Annotated in this window: 18 protein-coding genes; 8 read left to right on the top strand and 10 right to left on the bottom strand. The window is 63.1% G+C overall.

What is annotated here, in order from left to right; translation table 11 throughout:
* Positions 1-89 precede the first annotated feature (89 nt).
* The 5 genes from E0W80_RS07675 to E0W80_RS07655 all read left to right on the top strand — a co-directional run bounded on the left by E0W80_RS07675 (position 90) and on the right by E0W80_RS07655 (position 5202).
* Complete coding sequence (locus E0W80_RS07675; RefSeq protein WP_227991543.1) at positions 90-1211, top strand: N-acetyl sugar amidotransferase; 1122 nt, start codon at positions 90-92, stop codon at positions 1209-1211.
* Entirely contained in the window at positions 1208-1813 is a 606-nt protein-coding gene (hisH, locus tag E0W80_RS07670) for an imidazole glycerol phosphate synthase subunit HisH (protein WP_131491958.1), read from the top strand. Before E0W80_RS07675 ends, hisH begins: the two co-directional genes overlap by 4 nt.
* Complete coding sequence (locus E0W80_RS07665) at positions 1810-2571, top strand: AglZ/HisF2 family acetamidino modification protein (protein ID WP_131491957.1); 762 nt, start codon at positions 1810-1812, stop codon at positions 2569-2571. Before hisH ends, E0W80_RS07665 begins: the two co-directional genes overlap by 4 nt.
* Positions 2572-2608: 37 nt before the next feature.
* Positions 2609-3769: a glycosyltransferase family 1 protein gene (locus E0W80_RS07660; RefSeq protein ID WP_131491956.1), complete on the top strand. Its 1161-nt coding sequence runs from the start codon at positions 2609-2611 to the stop codon at positions 3767-3769.
* Positions 3770-4047: 278 nt separating this feature from the next.
* On the top strand, positions 4048-5202 hold the full coding sequence (locus E0W80_RS07655) for a hypothetical protein (RefSeq protein WP_165875419.1): 1155 nt from the start codon (positions 4048-4050) through the stop codon (positions 5200-5202).
* A gap of 25 nt (positions 5203-5227) precedes the next feature.
* Here the strand turns inward: E0W80_RS07655 and E0W80_RS07650 are convergent, their stop codons facing one another.
* Genes E0W80_RS07650 through E0W80_RS07640 form a run of 3 tightly spaced genes read right to left on the bottom strand, consistent with a single transcriptional unit; the run spans position 5228 to position 7883 of the window.
* Positions 5228-6220, bottom strand: coding sequence for a Gfo/Idh/MocA family oxidoreductase (locus E0W80_RS07650; protein WP_131491954.1), 993 nt, complete (start codon positions 6218-6220; stop codon positions 5228-5230).
* Entirely contained in the window at positions 6220-7317 is a 1098-nt protein-coding gene (locus E0W80_RS07645) for a DegT/DnrJ/EryC1/StrS family aminotransferase (protein WP_131491953.1), read from the bottom strand. The genes E0W80_RS07650 and E0W80_RS07645 overlap by 1 nt, the downstream gene beginning before the upstream one ends.
* Positions 7314-7883, bottom strand: coding sequence for an N-acetyltransferase (locus tag E0W80_RS07640; RefSeq protein WP_227991542.1), 570 nt, complete (start codon positions 7881-7883; stop codon positions 7314-7316). Before E0W80_RS07640 ends, E0W80_RS07645 begins: the two co-directional genes overlap by 4 nt.
* 158 nt (positions 7884-8041) lie before the next feature.
* Here E0W80_RS07640 and E0W80_RS07635 point away from each other — a divergent pair, with 158 nt between their 5' ends.
* Complete coding sequence (locus E0W80_RS07635; protein ID WP_131491951.1) at positions 8042-8737, top strand: glycosyltransferase family 2 protein; 696 nt, start codon at positions 8042-8044, stop codon at positions 8735-8737.
* Between the two features lie 2 nt (positions 8738-8739).
* Positions 8740-9093: a DUF2304 domain-containing protein gene (locus tag E0W80_RS07630; protein WP_131491950.1), complete on the top strand. Its 354-nt coding sequence runs from the start codon at positions 8740-8742 to the stop codon at positions 9091-9093.
* Here the strand turns inward: E0W80_RS07630 and E0W80_RS07625 are convergent.
* The 7 genes from E0W80_RS07625 to pseB form a co-directional block, all read right to left on the bottom strand.
* Positions 9077-10963, bottom strand: a complete 1887-nt coding sequence (locus tag E0W80_RS07625) for a DUF6541 family protein (RefSeq protein ID WP_131491949.1) — start codon at positions 10961-10963, stop codon at positions 9077-9079. The two genes, E0W80_RS07630 and E0W80_RS07625, sit on opposite strands and share 17 nt — an antisense overlap.
* Positions 10963-11700 carry an ABC transporter ATP-binding protein gene (locus E0W80_RS07620; RefSeq protein ID WP_131491948.1) on the bottom strand — a complete coding sequence of 246 codons (738 nt, stop codon included), beginning with the start codon at positions 11698-11700 and terminating at the stop codon, positions 10963-10965. The genes E0W80_RS07625 and E0W80_RS07620 overlap by 1 nt, the downstream gene beginning before the upstream one ends.
* The gene (locus E0W80_RS07615) at positions 11697-12635 is read right to left on the bottom strand and encodes an ABC transporter permease (RefSeq protein WP_227991538.1); all 939 of its coding nucleotides are present in this window, start codon (positions 12633-12635) and stop codon (positions 11697-11699) included. The genes E0W80_RS07620 and E0W80_RS07615 overlap by 4 nt, the downstream gene beginning before the upstream one ends.
* 91 nt (positions 12636-12726) lie before the next feature.
* Positions 12727-13440 carry a glycosyltransferase family protein gene (locus E0W80_RS07610; RefSeq protein WP_131491946.1) on the bottom strand — a complete coding sequence of 238 codons (714 nt, stop codon included), beginning with the start codon at positions 13438-13440 and terminating at the stop codon, positions 12727-12729.
* Positions 13441-13948: 508 nt separating this feature from the next.
* A complete protein-coding gene (gene pseI, locus E0W80_RS07600; protein ID WP_227991535.1) occupies positions 13949-14974 on the bottom strand; it encodes a pseudaminic acid synthase in 1026 nt (341 codons plus the stop codon).
* 9 nt (positions 14975-14983) lie between these two features.
* Complete coding sequence (locus tag E0W80_RS07595) at positions 14984-16117, bottom strand: aminotransferase class I/II-fold pyridoxal phosphate-dependent enzyme (protein ID WP_131491943.1); 1134 nt, start codon at positions 16115-16117, stop codon at positions 14984-14986.
* Positions 16117-17088, bottom strand: a complete 972-nt coding sequence (gene pseB, locus E0W80_RS07590) for a UDP-N-acetylglucosamine 4,6-dehydratase (inverting) (protein ID WP_227991530.1) — start codon at positions 17086-17088, stop codon at positions 16117-16119. The genes E0W80_RS07595 and pseB overlap by 1 nt, the downstream gene beginning before the upstream one ends.
* Before the next feature lie 85 nt (positions 17089-17173).
* Here pseB and E0W80_RS07585 point away from each other — a divergent pair, with 85 nt between their 5' ends.
* Complete coding sequence (locus E0W80_RS07585) at positions 17174-18178, top strand: hypothetical protein (protein ID WP_131491941.1); 1005 nt, start codon at positions 17174-17176, stop codon at positions 18176-18178.
* The last annotated feature ends 163 nt before the right edge of the window (positions 18179-18341 follow it).

Here is an 18341-nt window from a genome sequence, read left to right as displayed (position 1 = left end):
TCACCGAGGGATCAAGGAGCAACAGGTTGGCAATCGTAAACGGAGAATCCGTCCAGACTCCTGACGAGTCTCGGCCGTATCAGCGGTGTGTGCGAACCATCATGGACACCACCGATCCGGAAATCTGGTTCGACGAGCAGGGCGTCTCCTCTCATGCGCTCCGCTTCGATGAAATGATGCGGGCTGACGTTGAGGCAGCGCAGAGCGGACAGCGAGCTGGCGAACTCGACGAGCTTGTTGCAGAGATCAAGCGCGCCGGCCAAGGCAAGCCCTATGACTGTATCGTCGGCGTCTCCGGCGGGGTCGACAGCACCTTCCTCATTCTCCAAGCGGTCAAGCTCGGCCTCCGCCCCCTTGCCGTGCATTTCGACAGCGGCTGGAACTCAGAGCTCGCCGTCGACAACATCCACAACATCGTCTCCCGCCTCGATCTCGATCTCTACACCCACGTCGTCGACTGGCGGGAAATGAAGGACCTGCAACTGTCCTTCTTCAAGGCCTCAGTGGCCAACTGCGATATCCCCACCGATCACGCCTTCGGCTGGGTCGCCTACCAGCAGGCCGTCAAGTACGGGATCAAGTACATCCTCTCGGGGGCGAACCTCGCGAGCGAGTCGATCTTGCCTCAGTCCTGGGGATACAACGCCTCCGATGCCAAGCACGTCAAAGGCATCCAGAAGCGGTTCGGCTCCGTCAAGCTCAAGACCTATCCGTTGATGGGGCTCTTCAAGCGCCACATCTGGTACCCCTACTTCCGCGGTGTGAAGACCGTCAAGCCGCTCAACCTCATGCCCTATCGCTACAAAGATGCGAAGCGGGAGATCACAGAGGAACTCGGGTGGCGAGACTACGGCGGTAAGCATTACGAGTCTGTGTTCACGCGCTACTTCCAGGGTTACTACCTCCCCATGAAGTTCGGATTCGACAAGCGCATCGCTCACTACTCCTCGCTGATCCTGTCCGATCAGATGACTCGCGAGGAAGCGCTCGAACTCATGGAGACGGAGAACTACCCCGAGGGACTCCGGAAACAGGATCACGAGTTCATCGCCAAGAAGCTGGGCGTCAGCGTCGACGAACTCGAGCGCATCTATGCGCAGCCGCCGAAGGACTACAGCGAGTACCCGAATGCGAAGAAGCAATGGGAGCTCGCAATGGCACTCGTTCGTGTTCCCATGAAGGTGCTCAGGGCGCTCGGGATTCGCAAATGACTGTTTCCCTCGTCGACTACGGTCTGGGAAATCTCGGGTCTGTCGCGAACATGCTCAAACGCGTCGGCGTCCAGAGCAGGCGTGTGACGACCCCGGAAGAGGTTCTCGACAGCGAGCGGGTACTTCTCCCGGGGGTCGGAGCGTTCGACGCCGGGGTCCGCCTCCTCAAGGAGAGCGGTCTCCATGAGGGACTGCAACAGTTCGCGCGCACGGGGCGCCCGCTCTTGGGCATCTGCCTCGGGATGCAGTTGCTCGTCGACACGAGCGCCGAGGGAAGCGAACACGGCCTCGGCCTGATCCCCGGGCATTGCCAGCGCTTCGTTGAGAGCCCCCGGCTCCGCGTTCCCCACATGGGTTGGAATCACGCACGAGCTTTGCGCTCGGACTCCCTCCTCCATGGTGTCATGGAGGACAGCCGCTATTACTTCGTGCACAGCTACCATGTCGTCCCCTCGGCGACGGAAGATGCGCTCGCGGAGACTGAGTACGGCAACACCTTCGTCTCGATGGTCCGCCGCGAAAATGTCATGGGCGCCCAGTTTCACCCCGAGAAGAGCCACACCTTCGGCATGACCATTCTGAGGAACTTCGCGAACATATGAGTGCATTCCCCCGTGTCATCCCCGTCCTCCTCGTCAGCGACGGCTATCTTGTGAAGCCGGTGAAGTTCCACGGCGACAAGTACATCGGGGATCCGATCAACGCCGTACGCATCTTCAACGAAAAGCAAGTCGACGAGCTTGTTATTTGTGACATCGACTCGTCCGTCAAAGGCGCGGGGGTGAACTACTCACTCATCGAGGAGATCGCCAGCGAGGCCTTTATGCCCGTCGGTTACGGCGGCGGGGTGTCATCCGCCGCCGAAGCTCAGCGCATCACCGGTATCGGTATCGAGAAGGTGATCTTGAACTCTGCTGCTTTCAACAGACCCGAGGCGATCGGCGAGATCTCGGCTGCGCTCGGTTCTTCGAGCACGGTGGTGAGTGTCGATGCGAAGAAGCGCCTTACGGGGGGCTGGGATACGTACTCGCAACGGGGGAAGAAGAAGCTCGGGATGACGCCCGCGGAGGCCGCGCGGCTGGCCCAAGAGCACGGAGCAGGTGAGATCATCGTCTCTGCAATCGACCGGGAGTCGACGTTCTCTGGCTATGACCTCAAGCTCGTCACTGCCGTCTCAGAGGCAGTAACGGTGCCGGTGATCGCGCTTGGAGGCGCCTCCGGGTACGCAGACTTCGCGCCGGCCCTGGAAGCAGGCGCGTCCGCCGTTGCTGCAGGCAGCATGTTCGTCCTGAACGGCAAGCACCGCGCCGTGCTGATCACCTATCCGACGCCGGATCAGATACGCGCGTTGAAGTCCTGAGCGCGCCCGCCCCTTCCGTCGATCGAGGAGCTTCCTTGTGACCGTCCGTCGAAAAATTCTCGTCCTGACTTACACGCCCATCGCGAGGGAACCGCGAGCACTCAAACAGATTCGATTCCTCCGGCAGCACCATGACGTCACGACCGCCGGATTCGGGCCGGCTCCTTTCGATGATCTCCCCCATATCGAACTGCACGATAGCCGACCGTATCGCGGAGGTCTGCTCGGGCGCGCGCTCTACCTGGCCCTGCTCCTTCTGCGTCTCTACCCGTTGGTCACGTCGCTCAGTCCTCGCGACGACGCCGCACGCTCGCGACTGGCAGGCACGCAGTGGGACGCGATCATCGCACACGATCCGCAGACAAGTGCCCTCGCGAGCTCTCTGTCGACGACGCACGGAGTGATCGCAGACCTGCACGAATACTCGCCTCGGCAGAATGAGCATTCGCGGCTCTGGCGCATCCTCATCGCTCCGTACGTGCGGTGGCTGTGTCGCACATATGTGGCCAAATCGGCCGCGATCGTGACCGTTGGGCAGGGCATCGCCGACGAGTACTACCGAAACTTCGGCATCGTGTCCACGGTCGTGATCAACGCGACGCCTTTCCACGACCTGACGCCCGGCGCTGTCAAGCAACCGATCAAGCTCGTCCATTCAGGCGTCCCCGGCGTCCAGCGCAAACTCGAGATCATGATCGACGCCGTCCTACAGACGCGGGCAGACGTCACCCTGGACTTCTTCCTTGTCGACGATGGTTCTGCCTATTTGCAGTCCCTGAAGGAACGCGCTGGCGGTGATGAGCGGATCCGGTTCAACGACGCGGTTCCGTATGCCCAGCTCGTGCCCACGCTCAATCGCTACGACATCGGTCTGAGCATCTTCGCTCCGACCACCTTCAATCTTGCCTGGTGCCTCCCGAACAAGTTCTTCGACTTCATCCAGGCCCGCCTGGGAGTCATCGTCGGACCGTCGCCGGAGATGAAACGCATCGTCACGAGGAACGGTATCGGCCGGGTAATGCCCGACTTCGAGGCGTCTTCTCTCGCTGCTCTTCTGAGCGAGATCACGGTCGACGACGTGGAATCCTGGAAGAGCGCCTCTTCCGCGCACGCCGTCGAGCTTTCGAGCGAGAAGCAGTCGGAGATTTGGGGCGACATCATGGAATCGGTGTTCGGAGACGACGAGCAGGCGCGATGACCCCCTCAACGGGCCTGCCCTACAGCCGATCGGTTCGTCTACTTCTCGACGTCGAGGATTCCGAGCCCTCCGAACTCCTGGAACCGCTCCCCGGCACAGCATTGCCGCTCTGGCCTCGGGTGCGCATGTTCTTTGCGAGCGCCCTCGCCGCCGTGGAACTCGGCGAAACCGGGGTGCCCCAACGGCAATCTCGGGCGAAGACCTATCGCAGACTCGCACGGTCGTTCCTCCCTTCCAGGCATGACGCAGCGTGGCTTCGGGGGCGCTCCCCCGTTGTCATGGTCGCGAGCGGCGTCACGACCTCCCGGGAGGGCGGGTACGAGCGCAATTGGCTCGTCGGCGATCTCGCAGAAGCCCTCGGCCCGGAGGCAACTCTGCTCCAGTGGACCCCGCCGCACCCCGGAATCAAGCCGGCCTTCCCGCGCACGCGCAGCCTGGACGCGATCAACGCACGCACGGATCTACGTACGTATCGAAGAGAACTGTCCACGGAGACGGCAACAGCGATCGATGTTCTCGTGCACCGCTATGCGGCACTCTTCTCTGGTGCGATCTCCGCTGAGCAAGAGCGGACGATCGCAGCGTCGGTTCGCTACCAGGAACGGCGAGCACCTCTCCTGCAGGACGCATTTCTCACGGTCATCGATCGTCTCGACCCTCACACCGTTGTCCTGGAGGACGCGTCCTACGGTCACCGCGGCGGACTCATCCAAGCGATGAAAAAAGATGGCCGACACGTCGCAGAACCTCAGCACGGGTGGATCGGCCCGTCCCACGCTGCCTACAACTATGGCAGCATCTTCCGCCATGAGGGCCTGCATTCGCAGATTCCAGACGAGCTGCTTCTCTTCGGCGAGTACTGGGGCCGCAGTATCCAGCATCCTGCAACGCTGACGACTATCGGCAAGCCGCATCTGCAACGGGCGATGGCGTCGGCACCACCGGTCGCAGACCGCGAGAACATCGCCTTGATCGCCAGCAGCATCACTGACCCCGATGCAACGACGAGTCTCATTTTGGCCCTACGCAAGAAATTGCCGGGCTGGCGGCTACGCTTCCGTCCGCACCCCTCCGAGCGCGCGACTCTCGCCGACCGGTATCCCTCTCTGATCGACGTCGTCGGTGTGGAGATCGACCCCCACGACGACCTCTACGAGTCGCTCGCCGACTGCCGCGCGGTGGTCGGCGTAGCCAGCACCGTCCTCTTCGAAGCGGCCAGCTTCGGTTGCGACGTCCTGGTGCGTCGCAGCCCCTTCACCGAGTACTACGTGGGCGAGCTGTTCGGACCCGCCTACGATGATGCTCGAGACGTCGAGGCCATGGCAGCTCGTCTGCGCGCGGGCAACACGCCCGTCGACGTGGAATCGTTCTGGGCGTCACACAGTCTCGATCTGGTCCGACGTTGGGCCCTATCGACAGGAACGGCAGACTAGAGTTCCCTGGTGCGCTCAGGCCGCTTCACTCGACTACCGCGGATGGTCGATGCAACAGTCCGTCCGCGGCCATCCTTTCAGCAATCTGCACCACTTTGGCCCCCTCGTCGAGCGTCACGATACCTTTCGCCGCCCCGTTGATCACCGAATCGCGGAAAGCCTCGTGTTCGGCGAGTAGCGGTTCACGGCGCTCGAGCGCGAAACGGGTGACATCACCTTCGACGACACCACGGAAGGTCGAGACCTGCTCCCATTCGCTGCGGATCGTCCCGTTCTTGAAATACGTCAGGTCTGCCGTCAGCGTGTCCGCGACGAGCGAGCCCTTCTCGCCCGTGATCACGGTCGTGCGTTCCTTGAAGGGCGTCAACCAGTTCACCGTGTGCGACGTGATCGTTCCCGAAGAAAGCGTCCCCACCGCCAGCACCATGTCCTCATGCGGACGACCACTGCGGAACGTGGTGCGTGCATTGACAGACACGTACTGCTGTTGTGTCACCCACGCCGTCAGGTCGATGTCGTGAGTCGCCAAGTCCTTGATCACCCCGACATCCGCGATGCGCCCAGGGAACGGACCTTGGCGCCGCGTGGTCACCTGATAGATGTCACCCAGAAGGCCGGCCTCGATCCGCTGACGCGCGGCCTGCAACGCAGGATTGTATCGTTCGATATGGCCGACACCGCCGATCAGCCCCTTCGCGTCGAAGAGATCCCGCAAGGCGCGAGCATCCTCGCTCGTGGAGGCCACCGGCTTCTCGATCAACGCGTGGATGCCACTCTCCGCCAAACGCGTACCCATCTCGAGATGGTAGACAGTCGGAGCGGCGACGACCACGTATGAGAGGTCTTGGGCGAGGAACTCGTCGAGGTCGCGGAACACAGGGCGGTCGTGAACGAAATCCGGTGTGGATTCCGCCGGGTCAAAGACACCAACGAACTCGACTCCCGTGAGCCCGGCAAGAATTCGCGCATGATTGCGCCCCATCACTCCCAGCCCCATCACGCCCGCACGCAGAACCATCAGGCGCCTGCCTTCGCGACGGCGTTCACCGCGGCGACGACGCGCTCGAGGTCGTCACTGCTCAGCGACGGGTGCACGGGCAGCGATGCGACCTCGCGCGCGGCACGCTCCGTCTCCGGAAGGTCGAGCCCCGGCGCGAAGTGCGTCAGCGAAGGCAAGCGGTGGTTCGGGATGGGGTAATACACGCCCGCACCCACGTTGTACTCGCTCTTGAGCGCGGCGACGAATCCATCGCGGTCCTCGGGGACGCGGATCGTGTACTGGTGGTACACGTGCACCGCTCCGTCGGCGACCGGCGGGACGACGACGCCCTGCAGGTTCGCGTCGAGGAACGCGGCGTTGGACTGGCGGGTCTTCGTCCAGGCGTCGACCTTGGTCAGCTGCACGCGACCGATCGCGGCGTGGATGTCGGTCATGCGTGCATTGAAGCCGATGACCTCGTTCTCGTACTGGCGCTCCATGCCCTGGTTGCGCAGGAGCTTCACCTGACGTGCGAGCTCATCGGTCGCGGTCGTCACCATCCCGCCCTCGCCGCTGGTCATGTTCTTCGTCGGGTAGAGACTGAACATCGCGAACTCGCCGAACGAGCCGACCGGACGACCGTCGAGCGATGCACCGTGCGCCTGCGCCGCGTCCTCATAGAGAGCGACGCCGCGCTCCGCCGCCAACGCCTCGAGCTCACGCATCCGCGCGGGGTGCCCGTAAAGGTGCACCGGGAGGATCCCTTTGGTCTTCGGGGTGATCGCGGCCTCGACCGCCGCAGGGTCGAGAGTGAACGTCTCCGGCTCGATGTCGACGAACACCGGCGTTCCGCCCGTGAGCGCGACCGAGTTGCCGGTCGCGGCGAAGGTGAACGAGGGCACGATGACCTCGTCGCCCGGTCCGACCCCGGCCGCCAGGAGGCCGAGGTGGAGGCCTGCCGTACCCGAGTTCACCGCAACGGACGGTCGACCGGGCACGAAATGCGCCGAGAACTCCTGCTCGAAGGCGGCGACCTCCGGCCCCTGCGCGACCATGCCACTACGGAGCACGCGATCGACGGCCTCGCGCTCCTCGTCGCCGATGATGGGCTTTGCCGGGGGAATGAACTCGCTCACACGATCTCCTTGGTCAGTGTTCCGTCAGTCTCGATGTAGCGCGCGCCCGTCGAGGGGCACACCCAGGTGTTCTCGTCATCACCGACGACGAGCGGTACACCCGACTCCCCCACCCAGCCGATGCGCTTCGCGGGGACGCCGGCGACGAGCGCGAAAGCGGGGACGTCCTTGACGACGACGGCGCCGGCAGCGACCGTCGCCCAGGCGCCGATGGTCACCGGCGCTACGCAGGTGGCCCTCGCGCCGATGGCCGCCCCGCGCTCGATCGTCACGCCGACAGGCTCCCAGTCGTGCGCGCTCTTGATCGTGCCGTCCTCGTTGATCGCGCGAGGGTACGTGTCATTGGTGAGAACCACGGCGGGACCGATGAAGACGCCGTCGCCCAAGCGCGCCGGCTCATACACGAGCGCGTAGTTCTGCACCTTGCAGTTGTCTCCCATGACGACGCCCGTCCCGATGTACGCGCCTCGACCGATGATGCAGTTCTCGCCGAGCTGAGCCTGCTCACGCACCTGAGCGAGATGCCAGATGGACGAGCCGTCCCCCACACTCGCGGCCGGGGACACATCTGCGGATTCGACAATCCGGACGGGAGTAGGGTGGGTCACTTCGCACGCTTCCTGCGCCACCGTGACATGGCAGTCGCACTCCCTAGTCTATCGGCTGCGGGTGCGACACCTGGCGAATGGCCGAAAGCACGCACCCGCCCTGTCAGAATGGTTGCATGAGCGAAACACCGATCGGCTCCGAAGCCGACAGCACCGCATGGATCGTGATACCGCTCTACAACGAAGCGAGCGTCATCGGAGACGTCATCACGAGCCTCCTGCCACATTTCCCCCACGTGGTCTGCGTCGATGATGGGTCGACCGACGGCTCTGCCGAGGTCGCAGCGCGAAAGGGGGCACATCTTGTGAAGCACCCCGTCAATCTCGGACAGGGGGCCGCGCTCCAGACCGGGATCGAGTACGCTCTGGCCCACGATTCCTGCGAGTACATCGTCACATTCGATGCGGACGGTCAGCATCGGATCGAAGATGCCATCGAAATGCTCGAGTTCGCCCGAACTGAAGACGTCGCCATCGTGTTCGGATCGCGATTCCTCGACGATCGGACGGACCCGGGTTGGATCAAGAAAGTCGTGTTGAAGACAGCCATCCGCGTCACGAACCTCACGACCGGCATGAAGTTGACCGACGCGCACAACGGGCTCCGTGTGATCAGGCGCGACGCCGCCGCAAAGATCGACCTCAAGCAAGACAGAATGGCGCACGCCACGGAGATCGTCCTCGAACTCGGGCGCACGGGCCTCCCGTGGCGTGAGCACCCGGTCGAACTCCTGTATACCGACTATTCCAAGAGCAAAGGCCAGAGCGTGCTCAACTCCGTCAACATCCTCGTCGATCTGGTGGTGCGCTGAGCATGTGGATCCAGTTCCTCCTCATCGCCGCGATCATCGTTCTCGGACTGATCGTGATGCGTCGAACCGGTGCCGACAGTCACCTCGCTATCCGCCGCCTACTCATGATGCTGTTCATCCTCGCGGCGATACTTTCCGTGCTCTTCCCGCAGTGGCTCACATGGATCGCTACCCTCATCGGTGTCGGACGAGGCACAGACTTGCTTCTCTACGCCCTTGTCCTGATGTTCCTCACCTTCGTCTACACGCAGTATCGAAGGAACCTGCAGCTACAACGACAGCTGACGTTGCTGGCACGTAAGATCGCGTTGCTCGACGCGGAAGAAGACGAGGACCGCACTACCCGCAGCCAGTGACCTCATAGAGAACGGCGTCGCCAACGCGATCGACCTCGCTGAGCAACGGCGAATCGGCAAGGTGGTGCAGACCATCGAACGTTGTCCAGTGATTCTCAAACAGCTGACGATCCCCAAAGTCGAGCACGAAGGTCACTCCAAGACGCGCGGCCGCATCACACACGACCTCGCCTCCTTCAGAGAAGCTGCGTGCCAGCAGCTCAGCGTCGGCTCCATAGCGGCCGGTGACGTGAGGGAAGACCACACGGTGCCCGGTGTACGCGAAGAGGAGTCCGGCCCCGGTCAAGGGGTCGCCGAGCACGATGTCTTCACTGTTCAGCCGCCCCGCGATCTTCTCGAACAGGGCCGCTTCATCAGACGAAAGACCCTGCGAGTCCGGGGTGAACGCGAAACTCGAATTCCTCATGTAGGAGAGGTCATTGACGACCGCAGGAATGTGGGTCGCAGCGCCCAGCACCAAGAGCCCTGAGATCGCGCCTGCGAGAAGGCGGGATCCATTGCGCCAGCGGTCACCCACCCAGGAGACGACCACGGCGGCTCCGAGTCCGGCCAACGGGATGCCCCACATCGCGAGAAGCGCTCCCACCCGGGTCGTGTCGTCATACCAGACGCCGACGGCAAGGCTTCGGAGCGACAGCACAGGGAACCACGCCGAAGCGAGATAAAAGGCGATGCTCACGCCATACGAGTACAGGATCCACCACTGACGATCCTTCACGACCCGCCAGATACCGATCGCGGCGAGAGGACCGAGAAGGAGACCCGCAGTGCGCCCGACCGGGCTCAGGAACGCCACCTCACCGAATGCCTGGCTCATGGTTTCGTTCGGCAGCCATTCATGAGTCGTCACATTCGCGGCGAGCCAGACCGCGATCAGCAGTCCGCCGCCGAGCAGCAGCGATCCGACAAGCACCACACGACGCGTCGTGCCGCCCGTCGGCCAGAGCCGAAGCGCTCTCCACACCACGAACGGCACGCTGAGGGCCACGCCCGCGAGAAGAGATGACGGATGGGCAGCAGCGACCGCTGCGGCTGTTGCCGCTGCGGTGAGGATCCACAGGGCCTTCCCTGCTCTTCCGTCGCCGGGCTCGAAGCATCGCACGATGAAGGAAAGAAGAAGAGGGAGAAGCAGGTTGCCTAGGAGGTTCGGATACAGCACCCCCCAGGTCAGGAAGCCGAGCGGAAAGACACTGAAGCCGAAAGCAACCAACGGCGCCCACACCGCCACCGACGGGCGTGAGGGGAAGAGGATTGATGCCAGACAAGCCATCGCGAGCGGCCAGATCACGGCGATCACCGCCACCGTCACAGTGTTCGTCGCGGTGACCACGCCTCCTGAGACAGGCACGACCAAGGCGACGATCGCATGCCACAGCGTGGGATACGTGCCCGTCGCGGCGCCAGGCGTCACCATCGTCATGTGGAGGGGCGACGCATCACCGGTCTGGGTGATGAACTCGACCGCGTTCAGATGGAATAGTCCGTCGTAGAGCTGGCTAGGGTGCGTCGGATCGGCAATACCGAGCGCCACGACCACGACCCAGCCGGTGAATGCGGCACCCAGCGCGCCCCAGACAGCAGGTGTCCGCGAACCACCGAGCCCAGGAACGCCCCGCCCTGTCCAGCGCAGCAACGACGCGATAGCAGTGACGATCGATGCGACGATGGCTACGGGCAGCGGAGACCATGCGAGGCCGAAGACGGGCGCGATCACGGTTGCCGTGGCAACGATCCCGAGCGAAAGCGCGACGGCGGCTCCCGCCCGCAGCAATGGGCTAGCCCTCAGGCACATCGCGGCTGGCAGGCCAGGCAACACGATGACCGCTATGGCGACGAGGAGCGCGGGAACTTGCCCGGCCCACGACAGCATCAGGCGTCCACCAGGGCGATCGCACCCTCGACGTCACCGTCGTAAACGACTTCACCTCGGTTGATCACGATGCCTCTGGTGCAGAGTTCCCGAACCATCTCCATGTCGTGACTCACGATCACGAGCGTCTTGCCCTGAGCAATCAGCTCCTCGAACTTCAGACGGCACTTCTCTCGGAACGGAGCATCGCCGACAGAAAGGATCTCGTCCACCAACAGCACGTCGAGTTCTACGTGAATGGCGACGGAGAAGGCCAGACGCATGAACATACCCGACGAATAGTGCTTGACTTCCTGGTCGATGAACTGTTCGATCTCGCTGAACGCCACGATCTCGTCATAGCGCCCCTCGATCTCATGCTTCTTCATTCCGAGGATCGCGGCGTTGAGGAAGACGTTCTCCCGGCCGGACAATTCCGGATGGAAACCCGCACCGACCTCGATGAGTCCAGCCACGCGTCCCCGAGTCAACACCTGCCCTTCATCAGGTTCCATCACGCCGGAGATCAGCTTGAGCAGCGTCGACTTCCCCGAGCCGTTGAACCCGAGGATGGCGACTGACTGCCCCTCGCCGATGCTGATGTCCACGCCCTTGAGCGCTTCGAACTGGCTCGTGAGCTTGCGCCGCTTGAACCAAGAAACGACGGTGTCCTTGAGCGAAAAAGCGTGATTGAGCGTGAAGTGCTTCTTCACGCCGTCGATGATGATGCTGGGACGAAGTGTCTGCGTCGTGCTCATAGATCCTGGGCGAACTTTCCCTCGAGGCGGCGGAAGACGAACTGGCCGATCAACAGTGTCCCGATCGCGATGATGAACGTCCAAAGCGTGTTCATCGCAAGGCCGGGCGGGAGAGCATCCATAGGAAGTCCGGCATAGCCGGGGGCTGAGGTCATCGCCTCCGTCGCGGGACGCCAGAACGCGAAATGGAAGAGCTCGACGCCTTGCGTGAGCGGATTTAGTAGGTAGACCTCGACGAGCCACTGCGGCCAACCCAGGGTCTTCACGACGGCGTCCTGAACCATGACCCACGAATACAAGACCGGCGATGCCCATGTCGCAAGCAACAAGAACAACTCGACGATGTTCTCAGCGTCCCGAAACCGCACGTTCGCAGCACCGAAGAGCAGACCCAGGCCGAGCGCGAATACCATCACGATGATCATCGCGGCCACGATCGCGAGCACCGCGAGAACGGACACGTGCGCGAACCAGCCCAGGAGAGCGCACACAATGAGGAGAAGCCCGACTTGCGGGAGGAAGTGCACGAAGGCCACGATCACGGCGGATACAGCAAAGAGCTGCCGGGGGAGGAACACCTTGCGCACAAGAGGCGCGTTGCCCACGATCGAAGTCGTCGCGTTCTTGAACGCCTCGGAGAAGAGGTTGATGACCACGATTCCGGAGAAGAGGTAGACAGCGTAGTTCGGGATGCCTTTGTCGAGGTTCATGAAGAGCCCGAGAACGATCCAGAAGACGAGGAACTGCGCTGCAGGTCGCACGTACGACCAGGTCCATCCCAACACGGAGTTGCGATAGCGCGTGGTCACGCCTGTGCGCACCAGAAGGCTCAGAAGATAGCGCCAGCGCACGACATCGATCAGCCCGCGGCTTTTTCCCGGGGTATCGAACTCGGAACGCGGGACGGCGGCAAAAAGATCTCGGGTTTCAGTCACTGGCCCACTCATTCGGACGCGACGGCGGGTGCCGTCGCAAGCCCGAGTAGTCTATCCCCTGGCCCGGCGAGACAACTGAACGACGCAGAGATCACCCTTGATCGGACTCGCGCCGAACCAGCTCCGGGTTCTCCTCGAGCAGCGCAAGCACCTCCGCCTGGCCGAACGCCGGCTGCTGATCGTAGAGACGCTCGTAGATACCACGAGCAAACTCCAGATCTGCCGGATAGTCCACGGTCCAACGAAGATCTGATCGATTCTGCGGCTGCGTGACGGAGTGCAGTGCGAAGACGTCAGGACGTCGATAGATGCCTAGAGTGACATGTTCGCGTTCGTCCGGCGCGTTCGAGATCCGATCCGCTTCCCGGAGAGCGGCTGCCCGGATCACCTCGACGTCGAGCCCCCTGGGATACGAACGCTCCAGCGTGTTCGCCGTGTAGTCGGCCCCGCTTCGCTCATGCGCGTCGATCACATCGTCGATCACCGAAGGATCGCAGAGTGCGTTGTCTCCGGTGAGGCGCACGATCGCCTCGGAATCGTCCTCACCGGAGATCACTTGGATGAATCGGGTGAGCACGTCGTCGAGCGGTCCACGGTGCACCCGATACCCCGCGTCTGCGACAGTTTCCGCAAGCAGATCGTCACTCCGATCCGTGGACGTTGCAAGAACGATCGCATCGATCCGCTGGGATCGGGCGATTCGCTCGAGAGCACGAAGGATCAGCGGAACTCCGAGAATCGGTGAAAGCACCTTGCCAGGGAGCCGTGCAGAGCTTGTTCGGGCCTGGAGGATCGCGAGCACCATGTCCCTAGTGTATTCGGGACGACGGTTAGGATGATCACCGTGATCATCATCCGCGCCGTAACGCCCGGGGACGCTGGTCTCCTCCTGTCCTGGCGGAATGATCCCGAGACGCGTGTCGCCTCATTGAGTTCCGCGAGCGTCGATTGGGAGACCCACGTCGCCTGGCTGACACGTACACTCAGCGATCCTCTCCGCACGCTGTACATCGGCGAGGTGGGTGGGACAGCGATCGGAACGGTTCGCTTCGATCAGGACGAGGCGGGCGCCGCCGAGGTCAGCATCACGGTTGCACCGGCCCAACGAGGAAGACGGCTGTCTTTGCCACTTCTTCGGGCGGGGATGGCCACCTACGCAGCGGCGCACCCCTCGACGACGAACGTCATAGCGCGAGTCAGAGAAGAGAACACCGCTAGCCGATCTCTGTTCGCTGCGGGCGGGTTCACGGAGATGGACCGGTCAGCAGATGGCGTTATCAGGATGACATCGGCTCCAGCAACGTCCACGCAACTCAGCGGAGAAGGTCCCAACTGACCGGAGTTCCCTTTGCCGCCGGCCTGACGAAGGTTCGCTCCAGCACGCGCGGCAGGTCCGAAGGTGGCAGGCCGCCCGCAGGCCTCACGCTGCGAACGTTGTGGGTCGTCACGGCATCACCTGCCTTTACATCTGCGGCGACGTAAAGCGACGGGCGGAGCCGGAGAGACTCGGACTCCGCACCCGTAGCCCACACGTCCGCACTACCAAGCGCGCGCACAGCCGCATCGCAGCCCTCGACCAGCAGTCGAAGCTCCTCGGGTTCCAGAGAGAATGCCGAATCCACTCCCCCGTCCGCGCGACGCAGGGTGACGTGCTTCTCGATCACTGTGGCCCCCAGCGCGACAGCCGCGATCGACACCCCGACGCCCATCGTGTGATCGGAAAGGCCGACGTCGACGCCGAACATCTCTTTCATCACCGGAATCCGCCGCAGGTTGGCGTCGTCCGGCTCCGCAGGATACGAGCTCGTGCACGCCAAGAGCGTCAGATCCGCACATCCGCCCCGCCGGGCGGCCTCCACCGCCTGCGCCACCTCAGCGATCGAGGCGGTCCCCACGGAGAGGATCACGGGCTTGCCGGTCGACGCGACCTGCTCGATCAGCGGCAGATCGACGATCTCCAACGAGGCGATCTTATACATCGGTACGTCGAGACTCTCCAGGAACTCGACGGCCGTTTCATCGAACGGCGTGCTGAAGGCCAGCATCCCGAGCTCCTGCGCCAGAGCGAAGATCGGGGCGTGCCATTCCCAGGGCGTGTGCGCCTCCTCATATAGGGAGTGGAGCGTTCGCGCGCCCCAGAGGGAATGATCGTCGCTGACACGAAACGCTGGCGTGTCGACATCTAGGGTTATCGTGTCCGCCGTATAGGTCTGGATCTTTATGGCGTGCGCACCGGCCTTCGCCGCTGCCCTGACGATCTCCAGCGCTCGCTCGAGTGATCCGTTGTGGTTGCCCGAGATCTCGGCGATGATCAGGGGGCGCTGTTTCGTATCGTTCACAATGTCTCCTCAAGCGAGAATCGAACGCAGAGCTTCGATCACGCGGTCCTGGTCGCTTGCGTCGAGATGCGCGTACATGGGCAAGGAGATCTCTTCGCTGTAGTACCGCTCCGCGACGGGGCACAGCCCCCGACGATACCCGAGGTCCTCGTAATAGGGATGCCAGTACACAGGCATGTAGTTGACCTGGACGAGAATGCCCTCCTCGCGCAGGCGCTCGAAAACCTCGCGGCGACGACCATCATGCACGCGCACCGGGAACAGATGCCACATGGGGTCCACGTCGCTGCGTTTCGTGGGAAGGGTGAGTCCGTCGAGGTCGCCGAGTCCGTCCTGGTAGCGCTCGAACACCGCGGTCCGTGACGCCTTGAACTCGGCGAGCCGGCGGATCTGGTTGACTCCGAGCGCGCAGAGGACATCGGGGAGTCGATAGTTGAGCCCGAGCTTGTGGATCTCCTGATGCCACGGGCCCTCGTTCGGATACCGCTGCTCAGCTCGGTCGCGGACGAGTCCATGCCCCCGGAATCCCCGAGAGGCAGTGATCAGAGCTTCGGAGTTAGAGACGACGGCGCCCCCTTCCGCCGTCGTCATGTTCTTGGTCGGGAAGAATGAGAACGTCGTCAGATCGGCGAGGGAACCAACCGGGCGCTCTCGGAGAGTCGAGCCGATGGAGTGCGCCGCGTCCTCCAAGACCAAAGCCCCAGCCGCGCGGGCGATCGGCAGCAGCACATCGATATCAGCCGGATGACCCGCGTAGTCAACGGCCGAGATGACGGCCGTCCGCTCTGTAGCGAGGGCCGCGACCGACTCAGGGTCGATGTTGCCGGTGTCTTCCTCCACATCGGCGAAGACGATCTCCGCCCCGAGCAACGATGCGGTCGACGCCGTCGCGGCGAATGTCAGAGCGGGCACAATGACCTGGTCCCCGGAAGTGACTCCGGCGGCCGCGTACGCGACGTGGAGCGCAGCGGTTCCGCTCGTCACCACCACAGCGTCGTCCGTCCCGGCGATCGCGGCGATCTCGGCCTCGAACGCGGCGACCGTGGGACCTGTGGTCAGCCACTCGCCTCGCAATGCTGCGGCGACAGCGGCGACATCCGATTCATCGATGTACTGATGACCGTAGGGGATCGGCTGTGCCACTAGTCCAAGGTTTCCAGGATCTCGCGGATTCCCTGGGCATCGAGCCACAGGTCGTTGCTGTCGGACTGGTACGCGAATCCGTCCGGGAGATCCTCACCCTGTGGCGGATTGAAGCCCCAGTTGGCGATCGTCGGCAGCACCACGAATCGATCGCCCAGTCGAAGCGTTCGTCGCGCGTCGTCGAGGCTGATCATCTCTTCGTGCAGCTTCTCGCCTGGACGGATCCCGATCTCGTACGTCTCGGCTCCGGGCGCGATCGCTTCGACGAGATCCGTGATCTTCATGCTGGGGATTCGCGGCACGTACAACTCGCCTCCCTGCATCTGATCGAACGAGTCGACGACGAACTCCACGGCCTGAGGGAGCGTGATCCAGAAGCGTGTCATCCGGCTGTCAGTGATCGGCAGCGGCTTCCCCTCGGCCGCGAGCTTGCGGAAGAAGGGAACGACTGAGCCGCGGCTTCCCATCACATTCCCGTACCTCACCACGCTGAAACGAGTCACGTAGCTCGCAGCATAGTGATTCGCCGACTGGAAGAGCTTATCGGCGGCGAGCTTCGTTGCACCGTAGAGGTTGAGAGGGCTCGAGGCCTTGTCGGTCGACAACGCGACGACCTTCTTCACACCGGCGTCGATCGAGGCTTCGACGACGTTCTGCGAGCCGACGATGTTGGTCTTCACGTACTCGAAGGGGTTGTACTCAGCGGTGTCGACCTGCTTGAGTGCCGCTGCATGCACGACATAGTCGACCTCATGCATAGCCCTTCGCAGTCGATCCTGGTCGCGGATGTCGCCGATGAACCAGCGCAGACGCGGGTCATCGGCGAACATCTGACGGGCCTCGTACTGCTTCAGCTCATCCCTCGAGTAGATCACGATTCGACGGGGACCGAGGTTGTCCAATGCGTAGCGAATGAACGCCTTCCCGAACGAGCCAGTGCCCCCCGTGACGAGAATCGACGAGTCCTGCAAGATGGTAATGATGATCCTCCAAGTCCGGGAACGACGGTCGTACTCTGAGAATCACGTTGACCGCCGACTGTCTAGGATATTACCCGTGAGGTGCCTGATCCGCGCAGACGCGACGTTCGAGACCGGCACGGGCCACGTCATGCGGTGTCTGACGCTCGCCGAAGAGCTACGCGCACGCGGTCATGAAGTTCTTCTCCGTGGCGAGCTCGGCGGAATCACCTGGCTGATCGAGCGTGTGGCAGAGGCGGGCGTACGACACGAGCATGTGCAGGCACACGACCTCGCCTGGGCCGATGAGGATGCATATTCCTTCGACGTGGTCGTCGTGGATTCCTACGTGATCGACGTCGATAGCGTGAACGCGATGGCTCGCGTGACGCCGACGCTCGCCATCGTCGATGCGGATCACCGTGGTCTCATCGTGGATCTGTATCTGGATCAGAACCTCGGTGCCGCGGACTTCCCGTGGGAGCACTCTCTCATCGGGGCTCCATTCGCGCTCGTGCGGGCCGACATCGTGCGCCTCAAGCGGGACCGGCTTCGTCCCCTGACGTCGCCTCCGCAAGTCCTGTCCTTCATGGGAGGAAGCGACCCGACCGGAGCGATCGTGACAGTCACGCGCGAGCTGCTGTCGTTGCCGATGCCGGTCGAGGTGACTCTCGTCGTGGCCCCGCGTTGGCAGGACGACGTAGACGCACTGATCGCCGACCGGCCCGGCTTCCGCTCATTGGCTCCGACACCGGCTCTCCCCGAGCTTCTCGCTGGCGCCGACGTCGTGGTGTCGGCGACGGGGACAAGCGCCTGGGAGATCTGCACGATCGGCGTTCCCTCGATGTTCATCGCGGTCGTGGACAACCAGAGACCGGGCCTGCGCGCATTGGTCGAGGGTGGGCTCTCGTTGGGCATCGATCTGACCGACCTTCCGGCGCCCCCGGGGACCGCGCCGGAGATCGCACACGGGGTCGAGCGGCTCATCACAGAAGAGTCGCTTCGTGAGCGGCTCTTCTCCGCGTGTAATCACGTATTCGACGGACAGGGAGCGCGTCGCGTGGCCGCAGCGCTCGAAGACATCGCGCGCTCGGGACGTTAGCGGGCGATCGTCACCTTCCCCGTGCCATCCACATTGATCGTCCCGTTCTGGAACGACTGCGAGCAGCCACCATTCGGCAAACCACATGCCTGCGCCGCCGTCGGCCATCCCAACGGACCTCCCACGCCACCGGCCTTGCCATGCGCATCCCGGATCGCGCCCG

Origin of the sequence: Microbacterium sp. PI-1 (genome assembly GCF_004337555.1) — a bacterium.
Classification (GTDB): Bacteria; Actinomycetota; Actinomycetes; order Actinomycetales; family Microbacteriaceae; genus Microbacterium; species Microbacterium aurugineum.
The sequence above is the reverse complement of the archived record's forward strand: the minus strand, read 5'-3'. Positions and strand labels throughout refer to the sequence as shown.

What these genes read in the sequence shown, in the direction of transcription:
- E0W80_RS07635 (WP_131491951.1), top strand. Translation starts at nt 8,042, where the DNA reads ATGAGCGAAACACCGATCGGCTCCGAAGCCGACAGCACCGCATGGATC.
- E0W80_RS07620 (WP_131491948.1), bottom strand. Translation starts at nt 11,700, where the DNA reads ATGAGCACGACGCAGACACTTCGTCCCAGCATCATCATCGACGGCGTG.
- hisH (WP_131491958.1), top strand. Translation starts at nt 1,208, where the DNA reads ATGACTGTTTCCCTCGTCGACTACGGTCTGGGAAATCTCGGGTCTGTC.
- E0W80_RS07665 (WP_131491957.1), top strand. Translation starts at nt 1,810, where the DNA reads ATGAGTGCATTCCCCCGTGTCATCCCCGTCCTCCTCGTCAGCGACGGC.
- E0W80_RS07625 (WP_131491949.1), bottom strand. Translation starts at nt 10,963, where the DNA reads ATGCTGTCGTGGGCCGGGCAAGTTCCCGCGCTCCTCGTCGCCATAGCG.
- E0W80_RS07630 (WP_131491950.1), top strand. Translation starts at nt 8,740, where the DNA reads ATGTGGATCCAGTTCCTCCTCATCGCCGCGATCATCGTTCTCGGACTG.
- E0W80_RS07650 (WP_131491954.1), bottom strand. Translation starts at nt 6,220, where the DNA reads ATGGTTCTGCGTGCGGGCGTGATGGGGCTGGGAGTGATGGGGCGCAAT.
- E0W80_RS07655 (WP_165875419.1), top strand. Translation starts at nt 4,048, where the DNA reads ATGGTCGCGAGCGGCGTCACGACCTCCCGGGAGGGCGGGTACGAGCGC.
- E0W80_RS07610 (WP_131491946.1), bottom strand. Translation starts at nt 13,440, where the DNA reads ATGGTGCTCGCGATCCTCCAGGCCCGAACAAGCTCTGCACGGCTCCCT.